Source organism: Vibrio sp. M260121, assembly GCF_036533715.1.
Lineage (GTDB): Bacteria > Pseudomonadota > Gammaproteobacteria > Enterobacterales > Vibrionaceae > Vibrio.
Window position 1 is genome coordinate 1 of the sequence record NZ_JATABF010000008.1, and the last position, 17,428, is coordinate 17,428.

The following is a 17,428-nucleotide window of genomic DNA, read 5'->3' on the forward strand; positions in this document are numbered from 1 at the left end:
CTTGATTGGGTTTATAACTGTTGATGATGTCGAGGGCTTGAGAAACGTGCATAAAAAATCCGATAAACAGGGTCTATCGGATTTTTACATACAGGTAGGATCATTCAACTGATCTGCCGATTAAAGTCTTAACTGATCGGCATTAGGGCTTCGGCCCTCTTTTTTTATATATTTAATCTTGCCCTCATAATCAGTACGCTGTATTATCAATCACAACCGAATTACGTACTGTTTAGTTGTCGTCACGATAATAAAATTTCATGAGGTTGCTTGTGTCTAGTCCTACCCTAACCGATAAAGTTGCAAAAATGATCTGCCAGGACATCCTGACAGGTGCTCTAAAACCAGGCCAAAAGCTTGTCGTTGCTGACCTGAAAGAGAAATACAACGTTGGTGCATCACCTATCCGCGAAGCCCTTGTGCAACTGTCTTGGAGCAAGTATGTCAAACTTGAGCCACAAAAAGGCTGTTGGGTGGCACCCGTGTGCAAAAAAGAATTGAACGATCTATACGAAAGCCTTCGTGTGGTTTCTTCTGTATTGCTTAAGAAGGCAATCTTGGCGGGTGATGAAAGCTGGGAGTTGGATGTACTGACTTCTTACCACAAGCTATCTCGTCTGAGCTTTGATGAAACTTTCTGCTGGCAAGAGTGGGAAGAGCGCCATCACCAGTTCCATGTTTCTCTGCTTGAAGGTTCGGATTCAAAGAACATGTTTGAGTTCTTTAGTGACCTGATTAACCAGATCAAGCGTTACCGTTACTTTGCAATGCAAACGTTAAACTCAGAAAAAGACGCACTGTTCAACATTGATGAACACGAGATGATCATGAAGCTTGTTCTTGCGAAGAACAGCGAAGAAGCAATGGACTTACTTGATAAGCACTTGTTGAGCTCAATGCAACGCATCGAAACAGCGCTAGAACTAGAAACCGCTTAATTCGGTTCTGCAGCGAATAGAAAAAAATCGGGGTTATCCCGATTTTTTGTTTTGTAGAAAAGCTTCAGCCTATCTGCTTATCGCAACAACCTCTAAGCAATGTCATCGAAACTGTGACAGATCGACACTCGGTTACGCCCTGCACTCTTTGATTCGTACAGGGCGATATCCGCACACTTATAGCTGCGAGTTCGGTCAGCGGTGAGATCGCTATAACCTACACTCACTGTCACTGCTTTTTCACTGTTTAACTCTACGGCAACACGCAAGCGATTCAAAACCACTTCCGCCTCTTGCGTAGTAGTGTGCGGCATGATCACCGCGAACTCCTCTCCACCAACTCGAGCCACGAAGTCGGTGCTTCTCACCCCACGAAGTAAAGTTTCAGCCACCGTACAAATGACTTTGTCGCCTTCATCATGCCCCAGTTCATCGTTGATACGCTTAAAATGGTCAATATCAAACAGCGCTAAACAAGTGGTTGGCGTATTCGGATAACGCTCTAGCATATTGGCATGCTGAGCCAACTGCTCTTCAAACTTGCGTCGGTTCCAAAGATTGGTTAATCCGTCACGTTCACTTAAGTTACGCAACTTTTCTTCCAGTTCTTTACGCTCTGAGATATCCACTAACGAGGTTATGTAATAACTGACTTTACCCGACTTCGCCATGATGGCCTGAATGCGCATGATAGCGGTAAATACGTGGTTGAGCTTAGTGCGACAACGCACTTCCCCTTCCCATACTTGCTCGATACCAAGCTTATTCCAAATCGCCAGAATCTCTTCGATGTCTTCAGGAGTGAAGATTAGGTTATGTGCATTCCAACCACGCAATCGCGAAGACGTATAGCCCATCATGTTTTCAAACTCTTGGTTCACCATCATGATTCGATGTGACGTGTCTGAAATCATCACCGCCGTCATGCCATCCAATGCGGCGCGGGCAAGTTTAGATTCAATGCTATGACGACGATAATGCAGTGCCAGCGAAGTGATAGGCAGAGCAAACACCAACATTAAACTCAGCACAAAGAAGGCTTCTTGGACTAAGTCATCAATATCTCGGTCAGCTCGCTCCAACAATTGTTCTTGAGAGAGGTCAATGAGTAAGTGAAGAGGCTCACCCGGCACAAATTCAATCGTGTTGAAAGCAATCAGGTGTTTACCATCATACTTATAGCCCATCTTCTGTGTGCCTATGTTTTGCCAGATATCAGGATGGAGCAAACCAAAGTTAAATCGAGCGCGATCAGGGATAATATCGCCGTAAAGCTTATCGCTGTGAGAGCTTGCTGCGTAATAACCCGATTGGTTAATCAGCTCGATGTTGAAATCTCTGACTGGGGAGTAATTCAAACGAGAGGAAAGGTATTTTACGTCGATATTGAGTATCAAATAGCCTTCACGAATATCATCCATAGCTACTGGCATCATAATGCGAACAGAAGGGCTGTACGGATAAACGAGATTGCCGTTCTCTTGCTCGAGTTCAATTCCCCAAGAACCGATTTGGTCATTTTTTAAATTCTGAGCATATTGGAAATACTCGCGATCGGACTTGTCTTGCAGAGTACGAGCGGCAGCAGCAGTGCCAGTTTTGAAGTCGTAGTTGATTCTGACATTCTCTTGCCCATTGACGTTAAGAAATCGAATCTGTCGATACCATTTCTGGTTAACCGCAACAGAACTCCACATCTCTTCTAAAATGGCGAGATTCTTGGGATTTGGGTGGCGCAGGTAGTCGTAAAGGCTTTGGCTATGGCCGAGCAGGTCACTGATGGAAGAGATTTGGTCTTGAACGTTGTTGTATTCACGCTCTGAGTAAGCCAGTTGGTGAAGGGCTTCTTTCGCTGTGTTTTCTACATTAGCCGCTAACAGAGTCTGGTATTTCTGGTAGTAGTAGATAGAGATGAGCGCGCTAAAAAATAGCGTGGTTGCCAGCAAAGCGCTGACTAACTTCCTTACTTTCACGCGTTCTACTACCCAATTTGTTTACGAAAGCAGCAATTATATCATTAATTGTTATTTTCTAAACAAAAAGCCATCGAACAACAATGGCTTTTCTTAAATGCATTCAGTGTAACTACGGTTTGAGACAACGCTCTCCACGAGCAATACCAACCACACCACTACGAGCTACTTCCACGACTTCGGTAACTTCAGAGATAGCTTGGATAAACGCATCCAGCTTTTCACTCGTACCTGCAAGTTGAACCGTATACTGAGCAGCCGTGACATCAACAATCTGGCCACGAAAGATATCCGCCGTGCGTTTTACTTCTGCACGCGCAAAACCGCTCGCTTTAACTTTCACCATCATCAACTCACGTTCGATGTGATCAAACTCCGTCACTTCTTGCACTTTCAGTACATCAATCAGTTTGTGTAGTTGCTTTTGGATCTGCTCAAGCTGCATTTCATCCGAGTTCGTCGTGATGTTTAAGCGCGATAGCGTCTCATCATCGGTTGGTGAAACGTTCAGAGACTCGATGTTGTAACCACGCTGAGAAAACAGACCAACAACTCGAGACAACGCACCAGGTTGGTTTTCCATTAACAAAGAAATAATGTGTCTCATATTAAGTACGCTCCGTTTTGCTTAGCCACATCTTGTCCATACCCTCGCCTTTGATCTGCATTGGGTATACGTGTTCGGTTTCGTCTACGTTGATGTCAACAAACACCAGACGATCTTTCATGTCTAACGCTTTTTGTAGACCCGCTTCAAGCTGATCTGGCGTTTCAATACGAATACCGACGTGACCATAAGCTTCTGCAATCGCTGCAAAATCAGGAACAGAACTCATGTATGAGTTAGAGTGACGGCCTTGGTAAATAATGTCTTGCCACTGTTTTACCATGCCTAGGAATCGGTTGTTCAAGTTGATGATCTTCACTGGAATGTCGTATTGCATTGCTGTCGACAGTTCTTGGATGTTCATCTGAATACTGCCGTCACCAGTCACCACCACCACTTCTTCTTCTGGCATCGCAAACTTCACGCCCATACCAGCAGGCAGACCAAAGCCCATCGTGCCTAGACCACCAGAGTTAATCCAACGGCGTGGCTTATTAAATGGGTAGTAAAGCGCAGCGAACATTTGGTGCTGACCTACATCCGACGCCACATAAGCATCACCGTTGGTCAGTTTATGCAGTGTTTCAATAACCTGTTGAGGCTTGATACGTTCAGGCGACGTTTCGTATGCAAGGCAGTGACGTTCACGCCAAACTTGAATGTCGTCCCACCATTGACCAATTGCTTCTTGGTCATTGCTACTGCTTTGCTCATTCAGCAAGCCAACCATGGTCGCTAGCACTTTATCGGCTGAGCCTACAATAGGCAGATCCACTTTCACGTTTTTAGAGATTGAAGATGGATCGATGTCGATGTGCATGACTTTCGCGTTAGGACAGTACTTCTCGAGGTTGTTGGTTGTACGGTCATCAAAACGAACACCAATACCGAAGATAAGGTCGGCTTCATGCATCGCCATATTGGCTTCGTATGTGCCGTGCATACCGAGCATACCTAGAGAGTTTTTGTGTGTGCCCGGGAATGCCCCTAGGCCCATCAAAGTACTCACTACTGGTAGATTCAATTCGTCTGATAGCGCTTGAATATGCTCGTGGGCACCAGAAATAACGGCACCGCCACCGATATACAAAACTGGCTTCTTCGCCTCAAGCAAGGCTTTAAGTGCTTTCTTGATTTGGCCTTTGTGGCCAGACGTGGTTGGCTTGTAGGAACGCATTGAGATGCTTTCCGGATATTCGTAAGGGAGCTTAATTTGCGGGTTAAGGATATCCTTTGGCAAATCAATCACAACCGGACCTGGTCGGCCAGTCGTTGAGATATAAAACGCTTTTTTGATCGTCTCTGGAATGTCTTCCGCTTTCTTAACTAAGAAGCTGTGTTTCACCACTGGGCGAGATACCCCCACGATGTCACACTCTTGGAATGCATCATTACCGATGAGATTGTTTGGTACGTTACCAGAGATAACGATCATTGGGATTGAGTCCATGTACGCCGTAGCAATACCTGTGATGGTGTTGGTTGCACCAGGACCCGAACATACTAGTACCACACCCGGCTTACCCGTTGCTCGAGCATAACCATCTGCCATATGCGTAGCAGCTTGCTCGTGTCTTACTAATACGTGTTTGATTTGGTCTGTTTTGGCATGCAAGGCATCGTAGATATCTAAAACGGAACCACCTGGGTAACCAAAGATTTGTTCTACGCTCTCTTCGATCAGAGATTGCACAACCATCTCTGCGCCTGACAACATTGCTGTCATAATTGCTCTCCTTACCAGTTTTCCTCACCGTAAGGCCAACGGTTTGGTCTGGTTTTACATAGTCTAGGTCTTATTCGTAGCCTAATAGAAATACTTCCACTTTTTCAGCTATGTCTTGCGTCTGTCATAACAAAACGCAAGGTAACACAACAAATGTAACGTTTTATTATCAACGGGTCTAATGAGAGTTGAATCAAATTTTAAACAAGATGCTGTAAATCAGAACAAAGGTAGGGTTTGACGCTATCAAGAGCGTTCAATTTGGAATCAATAAAAGAAAGAGGAGTAAAATAAAGTGAATAATTTCACTCAAAACAGCCACTTTGAGTGATTATTTCTCTTTATCAAGGGGAAAGAAGTGTGAAAGACAGTCATAAAAAATCCCCAGCAGCACAATATTAGGCAACTGGGGATAATTTCACCAATCTGAAATCTAAGTCAGCTTACGTTACTTTTTATCTGACTTTTCGTTGTACATTTCTTCGATTTCATCTTGGTATTTGTCATTAATGACTTTACGACGAAGTTTTTGCGTTGGGGTCAACTCGCCATCATCCATCGAGAACGCTTTTGGTAACAGTTTGAATTTCTTAACTTGTTCAAACTTAGCCAGTTCTTTTTGCAGGTCATTAACGCGCTTTTCAAGCATCTCAACGATTTGGTGGTGTTTGATCAATTCCACACGATCGTGATACTTGATGTTCAGCTCTTTCGCGTACTCTTCTAGCGAGTCATAACACGGAACAATAAGCGCTGATACAAACTTACGTGTATCGGCAATAACCGCAATTTGCTCGATGAAGTGGTCCTTCCCGATCGCACCTTCGACAACTTGAGGCGCAATGTACTTACCGTTTGAGGTCTTCATCAGCTCTTTAATACGGTCAGTAATGAACAGGTTACCATTTTCATCAATGTAACCAGCATCACCCGTCTTCAAGAAGCCGTGCTCGTCGAATGTCTTCTCGGTTTCTTCTGGCATTTTGTAGTAGCCACGCATCACCATTGGGCCACGCACCAAGATCTCGTTGTTTTCACCGATCTTAACTTGTGCACCAGGCATCGCCATACCGATGGAGCTTGGGTCAAAACACTGGTCATCCCAACACGAAACCGTTGCCGTGGTTTCTGTCATACCGTAACCAAGCTTCACGTTGATGCCAATCGCATGGAAGAAACGACCGATGGTCTCATCCAACTTCGCACCACCACATGGCATGAAGTTAATGCGACCACCGAGCAGTGCACGTAGCTTGCTCAGAACCAGTTTATCCGCCAGAGCGTATGACTTACGCAGCATCAACGAAGGTTTACGACCTTCTTGGTGACAAGCCGCCATCTTCGCGCCCATGTTAACGGCCCAAGTGAACATGATCTTACGGTGAACAGGTGCTCGTGATACTTTCTCATGAATTGCTGAGAAGATTTTTTCGTAGAAGCGAGGTACCGCACTCATTACTGTAGGGCGTACTTCACTCAGAGCATCACGTACTTGCATGGTGTCTTGTAGGTAGCAGTTCGTCGCGCCTTTGTAGAGCACGTAGAACGTCCAAGCACGCTCAAATACATGTGATAACGGAAGGAAACACAAAGACACGTCATCTTCAGTCAAACTTAAACGCTCATCGTGGCCTTCAAGCTGAGCCGAAATGTTCGCGTAATCCAACATAACGCCTTTTGGCTGCCCAGTTGTACCAGAGGTATAAATCAACGTGAGAAGGTCTTCTTCTTGCGCCTGCTCTAAACGAGAAGTGAACTCAAGCTGCTGACTATCATCACCTTTGGCAATGAAATCATCCCACGTCATTGCAAACGCGTGTTCGCCAAGTTCAATGTCATCCGACATCGCAACGATCAGTTCTAGCTGCTGGCATTCGTCAAAGATGCTAACGGCTGCGTCAAATTGAGGTTGCTCACCGACAAACAGCACTTTTACGTCTGCGTTATCGATGATGTAAGCAGACTGTGCTGCTGTGTTGGTTGGGTAGATCGGAACGGTTACGCCACGCAATTGCAACGCTGCAAAATCAGCGATAGTCCATTGTGGCATGTTGTTCGAGAAGATACCGATCTTATCTTGAACGCCCAATCCTTGAGCCAAAAGTGCAAGCGACAAAGCATCCACTTGCTGACCAAATTGCTCCCAAGTAATACCTTGCCATGCGTCGCCTACTTTATGTTTAAGCGCAACACGAGTACCACCCTTCGCAATTTGTTCACGAATACGTTTAACGATATGAAAATCTAACTTGGCCATTCTTTACATTACCTTTTGGCTTACAGGCGTAAGCTATTTGAGCGCACAAGTGTAACCTCGACGCTTAAAAACGCAACTGACCATTATCAAACTTATCATTATTAAGAGAGCACTATCACTAATGAGAGCATAGCTCATGTTTAACTGATGAAGGTTTAATCAACTTAAGTCGCTGTTTCAGCTGTTATTTAGCCGATATAAAAAGACCCCGAGAGACGGCAATCTCTCGGGGCCAAGGAATTGTAAAAATTGATGATTACAAATCCAGTCTGACCAGTTAGTCAGGCTAAAATTTAGGCTTATTTAAGCGCTACAACTTCACCACAAGTGATCATTAGTTGATCACGTAGCCAGATGTGGCCTTTGTCTTTCTCACTTGATTCGTGCCAGCTTAGGTAGCCGCTGATTTCTTTGTTTTCAAATGGGAAATCTAGGATTTGTAGCTGATCGCTGTTTACTGCGTTTTCAGCCATCCAACGTGGTGCGATAGTCACAAGCTCAGACTGGCTTACTACGTATAGTAGGTTGCTTAGGCTTGAACCTTCGTATGCCGCTTGGCAATCAAGTTCACGGTAAGCTTGCTCAGAGAAGCTACGTTGACCATGTACACGTGATAGTTTCGCGTGTTTCTCGTTGATCAGTTGCTCTGCAGATACACCACCTTGAATACGAGGGTGTGTCTTAGATGCAATCACAACTAGCTCATCTTTGAAGATTTCAGTGCTTGAGAAACCTTGGTCATCGAAACGAGCGTAGTCGATTACGAAGTCGATTTCTTGGTAGCGCATGCGCTCAGAAAGAAGACGATCAAATTCCGCATCTAGGTGAAGCTGTACGCTTGGCGCTTGCTCATTGACGTTAGCCATGATGCGAGGTGCAAAACGCATGTCACATGGGCTACAAATCGCTAGCTTAAATAGACGAGTTGAAGACTCAGGTTGGAACACTGAACTTGGTAGTTCGTTGCGAATAAGCTGTAGTGCTTGGCGGATTGGGCCAAACAGTTGACGAGCGCGTTGAGTTGGCTGAATACCACGACCCTGACGCATGAATAGCTCATCATTAAACATTACTTTTAGACGAGCAACCGCGTTACTTACCGCTGGTTGAGACATGCCTAGGTTGTGTGCTGCACGAGTGATGTTTTGCTCTTGCATCACAGCATCAAATACAGTCAATAGGTTTAAATCTACACCACGCAATGTGCTTTCCATACGGTAGCTAGCAATTGCGCTCATCGCGTCTTTTTTATCTAACATGGAGTGCGCCTCTTATGTAATCATCAACTTGGTTCAATGAATTCTTAACGAATAGAATCCCTTTGCGCACAAACGACCGTGGCTGGATTCAAATCATTTTTGAAGGAATAGAAAACCGAATTTGTATTATATTTATCGCCCGGATGTTTCCGGCTTGAACTGTACTATCAACTAATCAATCAAGATTTCGCAACTAGATTGATATTTAATCATTAAATTTTAGCCAATTAGGTATTTAATCGATATTTATCATAACGTTAAGAAAAACATAAAAAAGTATAAAACAATTAAATCAGAGATTTCTGACAACCTATTTAGCAGGTTAATGACAATCTACAGGGGTTACACAATCCATTTGCGGAAATTATTGTTTCCATTTCACTTCAAAAACCAGCATCAATAGTTCGGTTCGCAAAATGCACAAATCAGTTAAAGAGGCAGCGAAATTACCGTGAATAGAAATGATCATAGGGGCATAAAAATGCAGCCAATCAGGTCATGAATGACTGCGAGTGTTCAGTACCAAAAGCGGCTAAAGACTGGATACATAGCTAGGAAAATCGACCTGCTCCCAGAGCTGCTCAGAGAGCTTTTCAGATGTATCCCAAGCCCCTTGCAGTACCCAACTGGCAATCGCTTTTGCTACATCGGGATACTTCACACTTTCTGCTTGTTGTTCCTTTAGCCACTGACGCACTATCGAGATATCGAGATTGTCCATCGAAGTCGCCAGCCCAAGGTCCTCCAAAGTGGCGACATTACTCTGCTGTTCGAATTGCCCAGCTAACGGTTTAAGCAAAAGTTTCTTACCTAACGAAAGTGCCTCTGATGGCAGTTCAAAACCACCATTGGCAATCACACCACTGCAACGCTGCAGATGATGCTGGAAATTGGTATGACATAAAGGTCTCAACTCGATGTTTTCAATTCGCTCACACTCAATCACGTTAGGGTGGTAACAGACGAAAGACTGTTGATTAAAATGAAACAGCAAATCACTGATGTCTTCAATTGACTCAAACGGCAGGTACACCAGAACAAAATCTTCACTGCCTGAGGCATGGTCAAGTGTATGAACAATAGGAGGAAGGATAGGCTGATCAAAGTGATACCAATGCAAGCCTAAGTGATGTCGCGAAGGAGCAAAGTGTTCGATCACGGATTTATCAAACCAACTCGCTCCTTTCAATGGAACTGGGTAGCGAAAAGCATTCTGATGACTGATACCAATACATGGTTTGTTTTGCTTACGTGCCGCCCAAGCAGAGACTGGCTCAAAGTCGTTAATAACCAGATCATAAGAAGAGAGATCAAGATGCTGTACTTCTTTGAAAAACTGAATCAGATTGTTGTTCAGCGCCGTTTTGGTGTAGTTCACTGAGCCCTTTTCTGTGATAAAAGTGAAACCACGCCTTGTCTGGTAATCACCAAATGCTTCCATCGAGAAGTATTTGTCTGGTTCACGGCCTGAGAAGAGAAAGTCCACCTGCACCTCGTGTGCTTTAAATGCCTCACTCATTGCTCGTGCCCGAGCAATATGGCCGTTTCCCGTACCTTGGACACCGTAAAGGATTTTCATCAATTAGCCTCCCACTATGGCTAGCGCAATAGAACCACAAAGGCTGCCTAACAGCGCGCCGATGATAATATCTGTGAAAAAATGCACTCCAAGCAGAATGCGCGAAATACCAATTAGCCCAGCCCAAACAAAAGCAAACGTGCCCAGTTCGGGATAAAAATGATTGATGAGCGTCGCCATCACGAAACCTGCAGCCGTGTGGCCTGAGGGGAGACTGTAGCGATCAGAGGGGGTTATAAACGCAGGAAGCAATGCGCTAAGTTCTTCAGGACGACGGCGTTTAAAACTGTTTTTTAACGCCCAGTAGATTGGCAGCTCTATAGCAAACGCAATGAGTCCAGCGAGCAAGAACCATTGCCCTTGCTGCTTATCAAGAAACCACGCTAGCAGGCCCAGAACCAAGTAGAGATGCCCATCTCCACTGTGTGATACGCCTTTACTGATATTAGCGACTTGTTGATTGAAGCGGTGCTGCAAACACACACTGGAGAATGCCAAATCGAATTTAGCAATACTTGCTATTGGTTGGGTTATTGTCTCTAAAGCTCGCATGTAACTGTCCTTTACTTTGACAACGACTTTGTATGAAAAGTAGGCGTTGAAAGTGACAACTACATGACGGGAACTTGGACAATTAATGACAACGGCCAAGGATAGGGAGAAGAGAAGAAAAAGGGGACAAAATAGCTTTATTGAAAAGCTCGGCGATAACTGAATTATCGACCGAACTTTTCACCCTAGGGTGTTATCTATGATTTGTCGTTAGGACGGGTTGGCATTCGCCACTGGCACATCGATATACCAGACTTTGCGTTGCTTTCGACAAGCTCTCAGCGCGCCCTTCGTGATGTGACCATCTTTGGTCAACTCGTAGCTCAGGTCACGGCAAGTGTAACTACCGAACAACTCATTATCTTTGGATTTCTCTGCCGATGGAGCCTCACTACTTAGCAAAGGGTTCGGCTTGATGGAAAGAATATCGCGATTTACGACGTTGCTGCGCGCATAGTCTTTGTGTACATAACCGCGGATCATGCCTTTTTGTTCAACCAAGAGCCAAGGTTCACCTTCCACTTTCGCTAAGGCATTAAACACTTCCCCTTTGCTTAACTCCCCCAACTTCTCTCCTTGTAAGTTCGGTTCAGCGCGCAAGTTGAGTGTGGTTTTAGAACGATAGGACACATCCATAAATTCAAGTGTACTGGAGGTATCCACCCCCTCGACAACCGGGCGACTCACTTCAGCCTCTTTCCATTGATTTGGCTGCACGCGAATCTTCCACCAGGTGTAAGTGTCGGGATCTTTGCCTTTAAACTTATCACGGTTATCTGATTCCAATGCCACCAGCATCTGGTTCAAAAACGACTCTCGACCATCTTCACTCAAATACTGATCCATCTGATGATTGATCGCCATAACACTTTTTGCATGGTCATCTTTCATCACAGAAGAAGTCGTTTGTGTCGGTGCTCCAAACTGCAACAGCTGGCAACCAGACAAAGAGATCACCGCTAAAGCCAGAGCAGAACGTCCAAATTGTTTTGCCAAATTCATTAATCCCTAACCTGTTTGTACTAAAACTCTACAAATGCAACCGCTCTACTATAAAACGCTCTGATAGAAAGATACCAACCAATTGATCCCTTTGTGTGATAGCTCGCAAAGCATGCGGTATAAAACCGTCCTCTCCAGCGCTCTTCTCATCATTAAGACACCAGCCCCACGGCTTTGGTAGCATTTAACAAGCCAATGAGATCAAAAAAAGCGGCGACCAAAGTAACCGCTTTCCGACTCGTTAGTGATTGGTTGAAGTTCGGTTCCAAACCTCGGTTGACCAAGTATTGTTGCTTCGCTCTCTCTGCACAATACCCTTACTATCGTAGCTATCGACCTGTCGTTGCCACTCGGTCATATCGTCTAGTTTTGTGCCTGATTCATCGAAGTATTCCGATGTACTGTAGCTAAACTGCTGACATACCTCAGCTTGATACTGCTGTCCGTCCACATCGTAATTGATCGTTTTCTTACCTGCGTAGGTTTGGCTGTACATCACCTTACCAGAGCGCCAATCCACCAACTGATCACCATCGACGTCACTGCCGTACTGGGTAGAGGGATCGTGGATAGAAAACTGACTGTAAGTCACATTCGGAATTCGATAGTAAGCATTCTCACTCCAGCCTAGGGTTTCAGTTGTTCTAGAACCCCACTTGATATCAACATCGCTGTTTGGTTCATAGCCTTCAATACCCAGCCAATCCCCATTCTGCGCAATATGATAATGCTCAGTGAACCATGGTGAGCCATCTAGTAGCGTCGCAAACAATTGCTCTAAACGAACGCTCATATCGTGCCACTGGTAATTTTCATTCGCTAACAGGTGCCACTCATAGTTCGCTTCCTGTTCCACATACTCACTAAACTCATTGAAACGCGAACGGGTCATGCGGTAGGAGTTAACATCACCGGTTTGAGCAACATACTCCCCTCCTTCTAGCGATGCTAAACACTGCTCGAATGTCACAAACTCACCTTCAGGAACTCGGGAGAGCATTGGGTCTTTACCATAAGCTTTATTATCGATTGTGAAGCCTTCTAGCTGCTTGACGTAGTTGCTCCAGCCCCAAACAGGTGTCACTTTTTCCTCGTCTGCATACTCCATATACGAACGTTCACTTTTCACTACCAGATTTTGGCTAGCGGTGTAGTTTGTCGCTGTCTCTGAAATATATACTGGTGCAGGCTCGTTGCTACCATCATTGTCTACAAAGGCATAGTTGCCCTCATGCCCTGAAACACACACTTCAACGAGAGTGCCATCCACATTTAAAATGTCTTTTCCTTGGTAGAACAACGTGGTGGCGTTTTGATTAAAGGTTGGAGACTCGGCATCGGTGTTCCATTTATGGATACGAGTGTAATCAACAACAAGTGGGGTATTGAGTGTCACGTCGTGGTCTTGCTGAATCGTAGGGACAAAACCCCACCAGCGATAGTAGGTATCATGAAAGCCGTAAGACATACCACTTACCGCATCGGTATACTCTAACTCTGCAATCGGATCCCATTCGCTGACAGCACCACCTAAATCAGGCGTCACTTGGGTAACATGGAAGGTTCGATCCGATAGCAATCCATTAGGTAACCCTGATTGCTGGCCAAGTAAGATTTCTGTTTGAGAAAACTGTTGGGTATCGCCATTGTTCATTTCACGCGTAATGGAATAAAGCTTACTGTCTCTCGTTTCATCGACCGGAACTGTGGCAAACTGACCTTCCGGTAAAGAGGCAATACACTGCGCTAGAGTGTTGGGGACATTTAGAGCCTCGAGAGGCTGATTGTCTTCGTTATCTAAGTAACCGTCTCCATCATCATCATTGTCTGCATTGTTGCCAATACCATCCCCATCGGTATCAAGCGTTTCCGTCGGGTCGTTTGGCAAGGCATCAGCATTATCGCCTACACCATCTTTATCACTGTCTTTAGATTCTGACGCATCATTTGGGAAAGCATCGCTGTTGTCGCCGACACCGTCTTTATCGCTGTCTTTAGACTCTGTAGCATCACTTGGAAACGCATCGCTGTTGTCACCGACGCCATCTTTATCGCTGTCTTTAGACTCTGTAGCATCACTTGGGAACGCATCGCTGTTGTCGCCGACGCCATCTTTATCGCTATCTTTAGATTCTGATGCATCAGTTGGGAAAGCATCACTATTGTTGCCGACACCGTCTTTATCGCTGTCTTTAGACTCTGTAGCATCACTTGGGAAGACATCACTGTTGTCGCCAACACCATCTTTGTCGCTGTCTTTGGATTCAGATGCATCATTTGGGAAAACATCGCTATTGTCGCCAACACCGTCTTTATCGCTGTCTTTGGACTCTAATGGATCATTTGGAAATGCATCGCTGTTGTCACCAATGCCATCCTTATCACTGTCTTCCGATTCCGATGCATCAGTCGGGAAGACATCACTGTTATCTCCGACACCATCTTTATCGCTGTCTTTTGTTTCTGAGGGATCGTTAGGGAAAGCATCAGCATTATCACCAACGGTGTCTTTATCTGTGTCCTTGCTCTCACTTGGGTCGAGAGGGAAAAGATCTTGGTTATCCCCTACCTGATCGCCGTCACTGTCGTACCATTCAGCATCATCATTAGGAAAAGCATCAAGCGCATCAATAATAAGATCGCCATCACTGTCATGAGTGGAAACCAGCGTCAACTCATTCGTTTCAGGATCTTTAATGACGATATGATCATCAGCAGCATTCTCAACCAAAAGGTTCACTTGCTCAGAATCTGCGATAATGTTTTGGGCTTGTTCAAGCTCTTGAACAGAATCAGGCATCGCGCCAGAAGCGACTAGAGAGACCGCACTTTTTTGTACTTTCTTTGCCTCTTCAGTTTGAGTTGCAATATAGTCAGCAACTACCACGCTTTCACTCACCCCAAGTGCTTTCGCTACTTCACTCACTGCTTGTTGGTAAGCATCCGTTTCGCCAGCCTTAGTGCGCACTTTGGCTTCAATCAACGTCGTTAATGGCGTCACAACCTTACCTTGATAGGCGGTCATAAGTAGATCGTGAGCAAGGGGTTTTCCATGATCTAAATCGATCGCCACACCCGCTTCAGCATAGGTAATGAGCTGATAGTTATTAATGTCATCAATTTGAGTGAGATCCAGAGACACCGCGCCAGTTTCATCGGTGGTACCACTCACTTCCCCATCTTCCAAAATGTAGTTAACGCTGTCTTTTCTCTCTAACCACACTTTCGCATTTTGAATGTAACCATCAATCACCTTAACGGTTAACACATTGTCGGTAACTGGTGGCGGATTAGAATCACCACCACAGGCAGATAGAACCAAAGTACTGCTGATCGCCAATGCAACTCGGGATTTATAGAACATAACTCACCATCCTTGATTAATTTGCCCTCCATTTTAAATCTCTCTTTACTAGCTGAAATCTATTCACCCAACTAATAATAAGATCTCAATCGAAAACAATAGAGAAACATCTGGCAACTATAACTTGGCAAAACATATAGTTACATTTGGTATTAAAGAGCAATAACCGTCTATATTAAAAGCTATTGTGAGACTCACGATCCTCACCCTCTGAACGAAATAAAAACGATTCATGCTGCGAATACTGACCAACACCTGAGCCGCCTAAGAAAGTCATTAACAGAAATCCACTCATCCGATATGAATAAAAAATCGACTTTAGGGTTGACGTGCTCCATTGAGTGCGGTACTAATTTGTTAACTTAATTTTGTGGAATGCTTAACAACTATGTCAGCACGTTTTTCTATCCTGCTTAGCCTCCTCCTTATCGTGACCAATTCGCGCGGGTAGGCTGTGGAAGAAAAATAACCACACCAATTTCTAAGAAACCCGCATGCAAATGCGGGTTTTTTTATATCTAAATACCGGAAGTAAACGATTAAATTGCACGAAAAGTGCAGAAATCATGAAGGAAGCAAACATGAACGATCAGGTCATTATATTCGACACCACATTGCGTGATGGCGAACAAGCGTTGTCAGCAAGCTTGACGGTTAAAGAAAAACTGCAGATTGCCTATGCGCTGGAAAGGCTAGGCGTTGATGTTATCGAAGCGGGTTTTCCTGTTTCTTCTCCGGGTGATTTCGAGTCCGTACAAACCATCGCAAAACACATTAAAAACAGCCGAGTTTGTGCCCTTTCGCGTGCCGTTGCGAAAGACATCGATGCTGCCGCTGAAGCGCTAAAAGTCGCGGACGCATTCCGAATCCACACTTTCATCTCGACCTCGACTGTTCATGTTCAAGACAAACTGCGCCGCAGCTACGACGATGTTGTAGAAATGGGCGTGAAAGCCGTAAAACACGCACGTAACTACACCGATGACGTTGAGTTTTCTTGTGAAGATGCTGGTCGCACCCCTATCGATAACCTATGTCGAATGGTTGAAGCGGCTATCGATGCTGGCGCAAGCACCATCAATATCCCAGATACCGTTGGCTACACAGTACCAAGTGAATTTGGCGGCATCATTGAGACCCTATTCAACCGCGTACCAAACATCGACAAAGCGATCATCTCTGTTCACTGTCACGATGACTTGGGTATGTCTGTTGCCAACTCTATCGCAGCCGTGCAAGCGGGTGCTCGTCAGGTAGAAGGGACTATCAACGGCATCGGTGAGCGTGCGGGTAACTGTTCCCTTGAAGAAATCGCGATGATCCTAAAAACCCGCCAAGAATTTATGGGCGTGCACACCGGTCTAAAACACGACGAAATCCACCGTACCAGCAAGTTGGTCAGCCAGCTTTGTAACATGCCAATCCAGAGCAACAAAGCTATCGTTGGTGCTAACGCGTTCAGCCACTCTTCAGGCATTCACCAAGATGGCATGCTAAAGAACAAGAACACTTACGAGATCATGACGCCTGAGTCGATTGGCCTAAAGAACCAAGCATTGAATCTAACCAGTCGCAGTGGCCGCGCTGCGGTTAAGAGTCACATGGACGCAATGGGCTACAAAGAAGAAGAGTACAACCTAGATGCGTTGTACGAGGACTTCTTGAAGCTTGCTGACCGCAAAGGTCAGGTGTTCGACTACGATCTAGAAGCGCTAATGCACTTCTCGAACTTGCGCGAAGAAGACGACTTCTACAAGCTGAACTACCTAAGCGTGCAATCTGGCAGCGTAATGGCAACCACCAGCGTCAAAATGCAATGTGGCGATGAAGAAATGTGTGAAGCTGCCGTCGGTAATGGCCCAGTTGATGCGCTATACCAATGTATCTACCGCGTGACCGGTTACGAGATCGTCCTAGACAAGTTCGACCTAACGGCAAAAGGCGAAGGTGAAGATGGCCTGGGCCAAGCAGATATCATCGCCAACTACAAAGGTCGTAAGTACCACGGTACCGGCGTTTCTACCGATATCGTAGAAGCATCTGGCCAAGCGCTATTACACGTTATCAATAGCATTCATCGTGCCGATAAGATTGAAGAGATGAAGCAAAAGAGAATTGCGACGGTTTAATCATTAATTCAAGGAGCTTGAGTCCCGCAACGCAGGCTCCAA

General features: G+C 45.1%; 11 protein-coding genes. 2 read left to right on the forward strand and 9 right to left on the reverse strand.

Annotated elements, in window-relative coordinates:
• Window positions 1-260 precede the first annotated feature (260 nt).
• Window positions 261-938 carry a GntR family transcriptional regulator gene (locus QTO06_RS06660; protein WP_331407260.1) on the forward strand — a complete coding sequence of 226 codons (678 nt, stop codon included), beginning with the start codon at window positions 261-263 and terminating at the stop codon, window positions 936-938.
• Between the two features lie 92 nt (window positions 939-1,030).
• Here the strand turns inward: QTO06_RS06660 and QTO06_RS06665 are convergent, their stop codons facing one another.
• The 9 genes from QTO06_RS06665 to QTO06_RS06705 all read right to left on the reverse strand — a co-directional run bounded on the left by QTO06_RS06665 (window position 1,031) and on the right by QTO06_RS06705 (window position 15,257).
• Window positions 1,031-2,911, reverse strand: a complete 1,881-nt coding sequence (locus tag QTO06_RS06665; protein ID WP_331407261.1) for a sensor domain-containing diguanylate cyclase — start codon at window positions 2,909-2,911, stop codon at window positions 1,031-1,033.
• A 112-nt stretch (window positions 2,912-3,023) separates the two neighbouring features.
• Window positions 3,024-3,518: an acetolactate synthase small subunit gene (ilvN, locus tag QTO06_RS06670; RefSeq protein ID WP_282065055.1), complete on the reverse strand. Its 495-nt coding sequence runs from the start codon at window positions 3,516-3,518 to the stop codon at window positions 3,024-3,026.
• Window position 3,519: 1 nt separating this feature from the next.
• Window positions 3,520-5,244: an acetolactate synthase 3 large subunit gene (locus QTO06_RS06675; protein ID WP_331407262.1), complete on the reverse strand. Its 1,725-nt coding sequence runs from the start codon at window positions 5,242-5,244 to the stop codon at window positions 3,520-3,522.
• A 448-nt stretch (window positions 5,245-5,692) separates the two neighbouring features.
• The gene (locus QTO06_RS06680) at window positions 5,693-7,501 is read right to left on the reverse strand and encodes an AMP-dependent synthetase/ligase (RefSeq protein ID WP_331407263.1); all 1,809 of its coding nucleotides are present in this window, start codon (window positions 7,499-7,501) and stop codon (window positions 5,693-5,695) included.
• Window positions 7,502-7,800: 299 nt separating this feature from the next.
• Entirely contained in the window at window positions 7,801-8,760 is a 960-nt protein-coding gene (calR, locus tag QTO06_RS06685; RefSeq protein WP_005437396.1) for a LysR family transcriptional regulator CalR, read from the reverse strand.
• 532 nt (window positions 8,761-9,292) lie between these two features.
• Window positions 9,293-10,339, reverse strand: a complete 1,047-nt coding sequence (locus tag QTO06_RS06690; RefSeq protein WP_331407264.1) for an MJ1255/VC2487 family glycosyltransferase — start codon at window positions 10,337-10,339, stop codon at window positions 9,293-9,295.
• A gap of 3 nt (window positions 10,340-10,342) precedes the next feature.
• Window positions 10,343-10,891: a phosphatase PAP2 family protein gene (locus QTO06_RS06695; RefSeq protein WP_005528618.1), complete on the reverse strand. Its 549-nt coding sequence runs from the start codon at window positions 10,889-10,891 to the stop codon at window positions 10,343-10,345.
• A 210-nt stretch (window positions 10,892-11,101) separates the two neighbouring features.
• Window positions 11,102-11,893, reverse strand: coding sequence for an SH3 domain-containing protein (locus QTO06_RS06700; RefSeq protein ID WP_045370086.1), 792 nt, complete (start codon window positions 11,891-11,893; stop codon window positions 11,102-11,104).
• A 241-nt stretch (window positions 11,894-12,134) separates the two neighbouring features.
• A complete protein-coding gene (locus QTO06_RS06705) occupies window positions 12,135-15,257 on the reverse strand; it encodes a thrombospondin type 3 repeat-containing protein (protein WP_331407265.1) in 3,123 nt (1,040 codons plus the stop codon).
• A 581-nt stretch (window positions 15,258-15,838) separates the two neighbouring features.
• On the opposite strand from QTO06_RS06705, the gene leuA reads away from it, so the two are divergent.
• Window positions 15,839-17,386 (forward strand): 2-isopropylmalate synthase, encoded by a 1,548-nt coding sequence (leuA, locus tag QTO06_RS06710; RefSeq protein WP_010445640.1) that lies wholly within the window; start codon window positions 15,839-15,841, stop codon window positions 17,384-17,386.
• Window positions 17,387-17,428: the final 42 nt, after the last annotated feature.

Coding starts and splice junctions, on each gene's coding strand:
- QTO06_RS06660 (WP_331407260.1), top strand. CDS start 261: ATGAGGTTGCTTGTGTCTAGTCCTACCCTAACCGATAAAGTTGCAAAA.
- ilvN (WP_282065055.1), bottom strand. CDS start 3,518: ATGAGACACATTATTTCTTTGTTAATGGAAAACCAACCTGGTGCGTTG.
- QTO06_RS06675 (WP_331407262.1), bottom strand. CDS start 5,244: ATGACAGCAATGTTGTCAGGCGCAGAGATGGTTGTGCAATCTCTGATC.
- QTO06_RS06680 (WP_331407263.1), bottom strand. CDS start 7,501: ATGGCCAAGTTAGATTTTCATATCGTTAAACGTATTCGTGAACAAATT.
- calR (WP_005437396.1), bottom strand. CDS start 8,760: ATGTTAGATAAAAAAGACGCGATGAGCGCAATTGCTAGCTACCGTATG.
- QTO06_RS06690 (WP_331407264.1), bottom strand. CDS start 10,339: ATGAAAATCCTTTACGGTGTCCAAGGTACGGGAAACGGCCATATTGCT.
- QTO06_RS06695 (WP_005528618.1), bottom strand. CDS start 10,891: ATGCGAGCTTTAGAGACAATAACCCAACCAATAGCAAGTATTGCTAAA.
- QTO06_RS06700 (WP_045370086.1), bottom strand. CDS start 11,893: ATGAATTTGGCAAAACAATTTGGACGTTCTGCTCTGGCTTTAGCGGTG.
- QTO06_RS06705 (WP_331407265.1), bottom strand. CDS start 15,257: ATGTTCTATAAATCCCGAGTTGCATTGGCGATCAGCAGTACTTTGGTT.
- leuA (WP_010445640.1), top strand. CDS start 15,839: ATGAACGATCAGGTCATTATATTCGACACCACATTGCGTGATGGCGAA.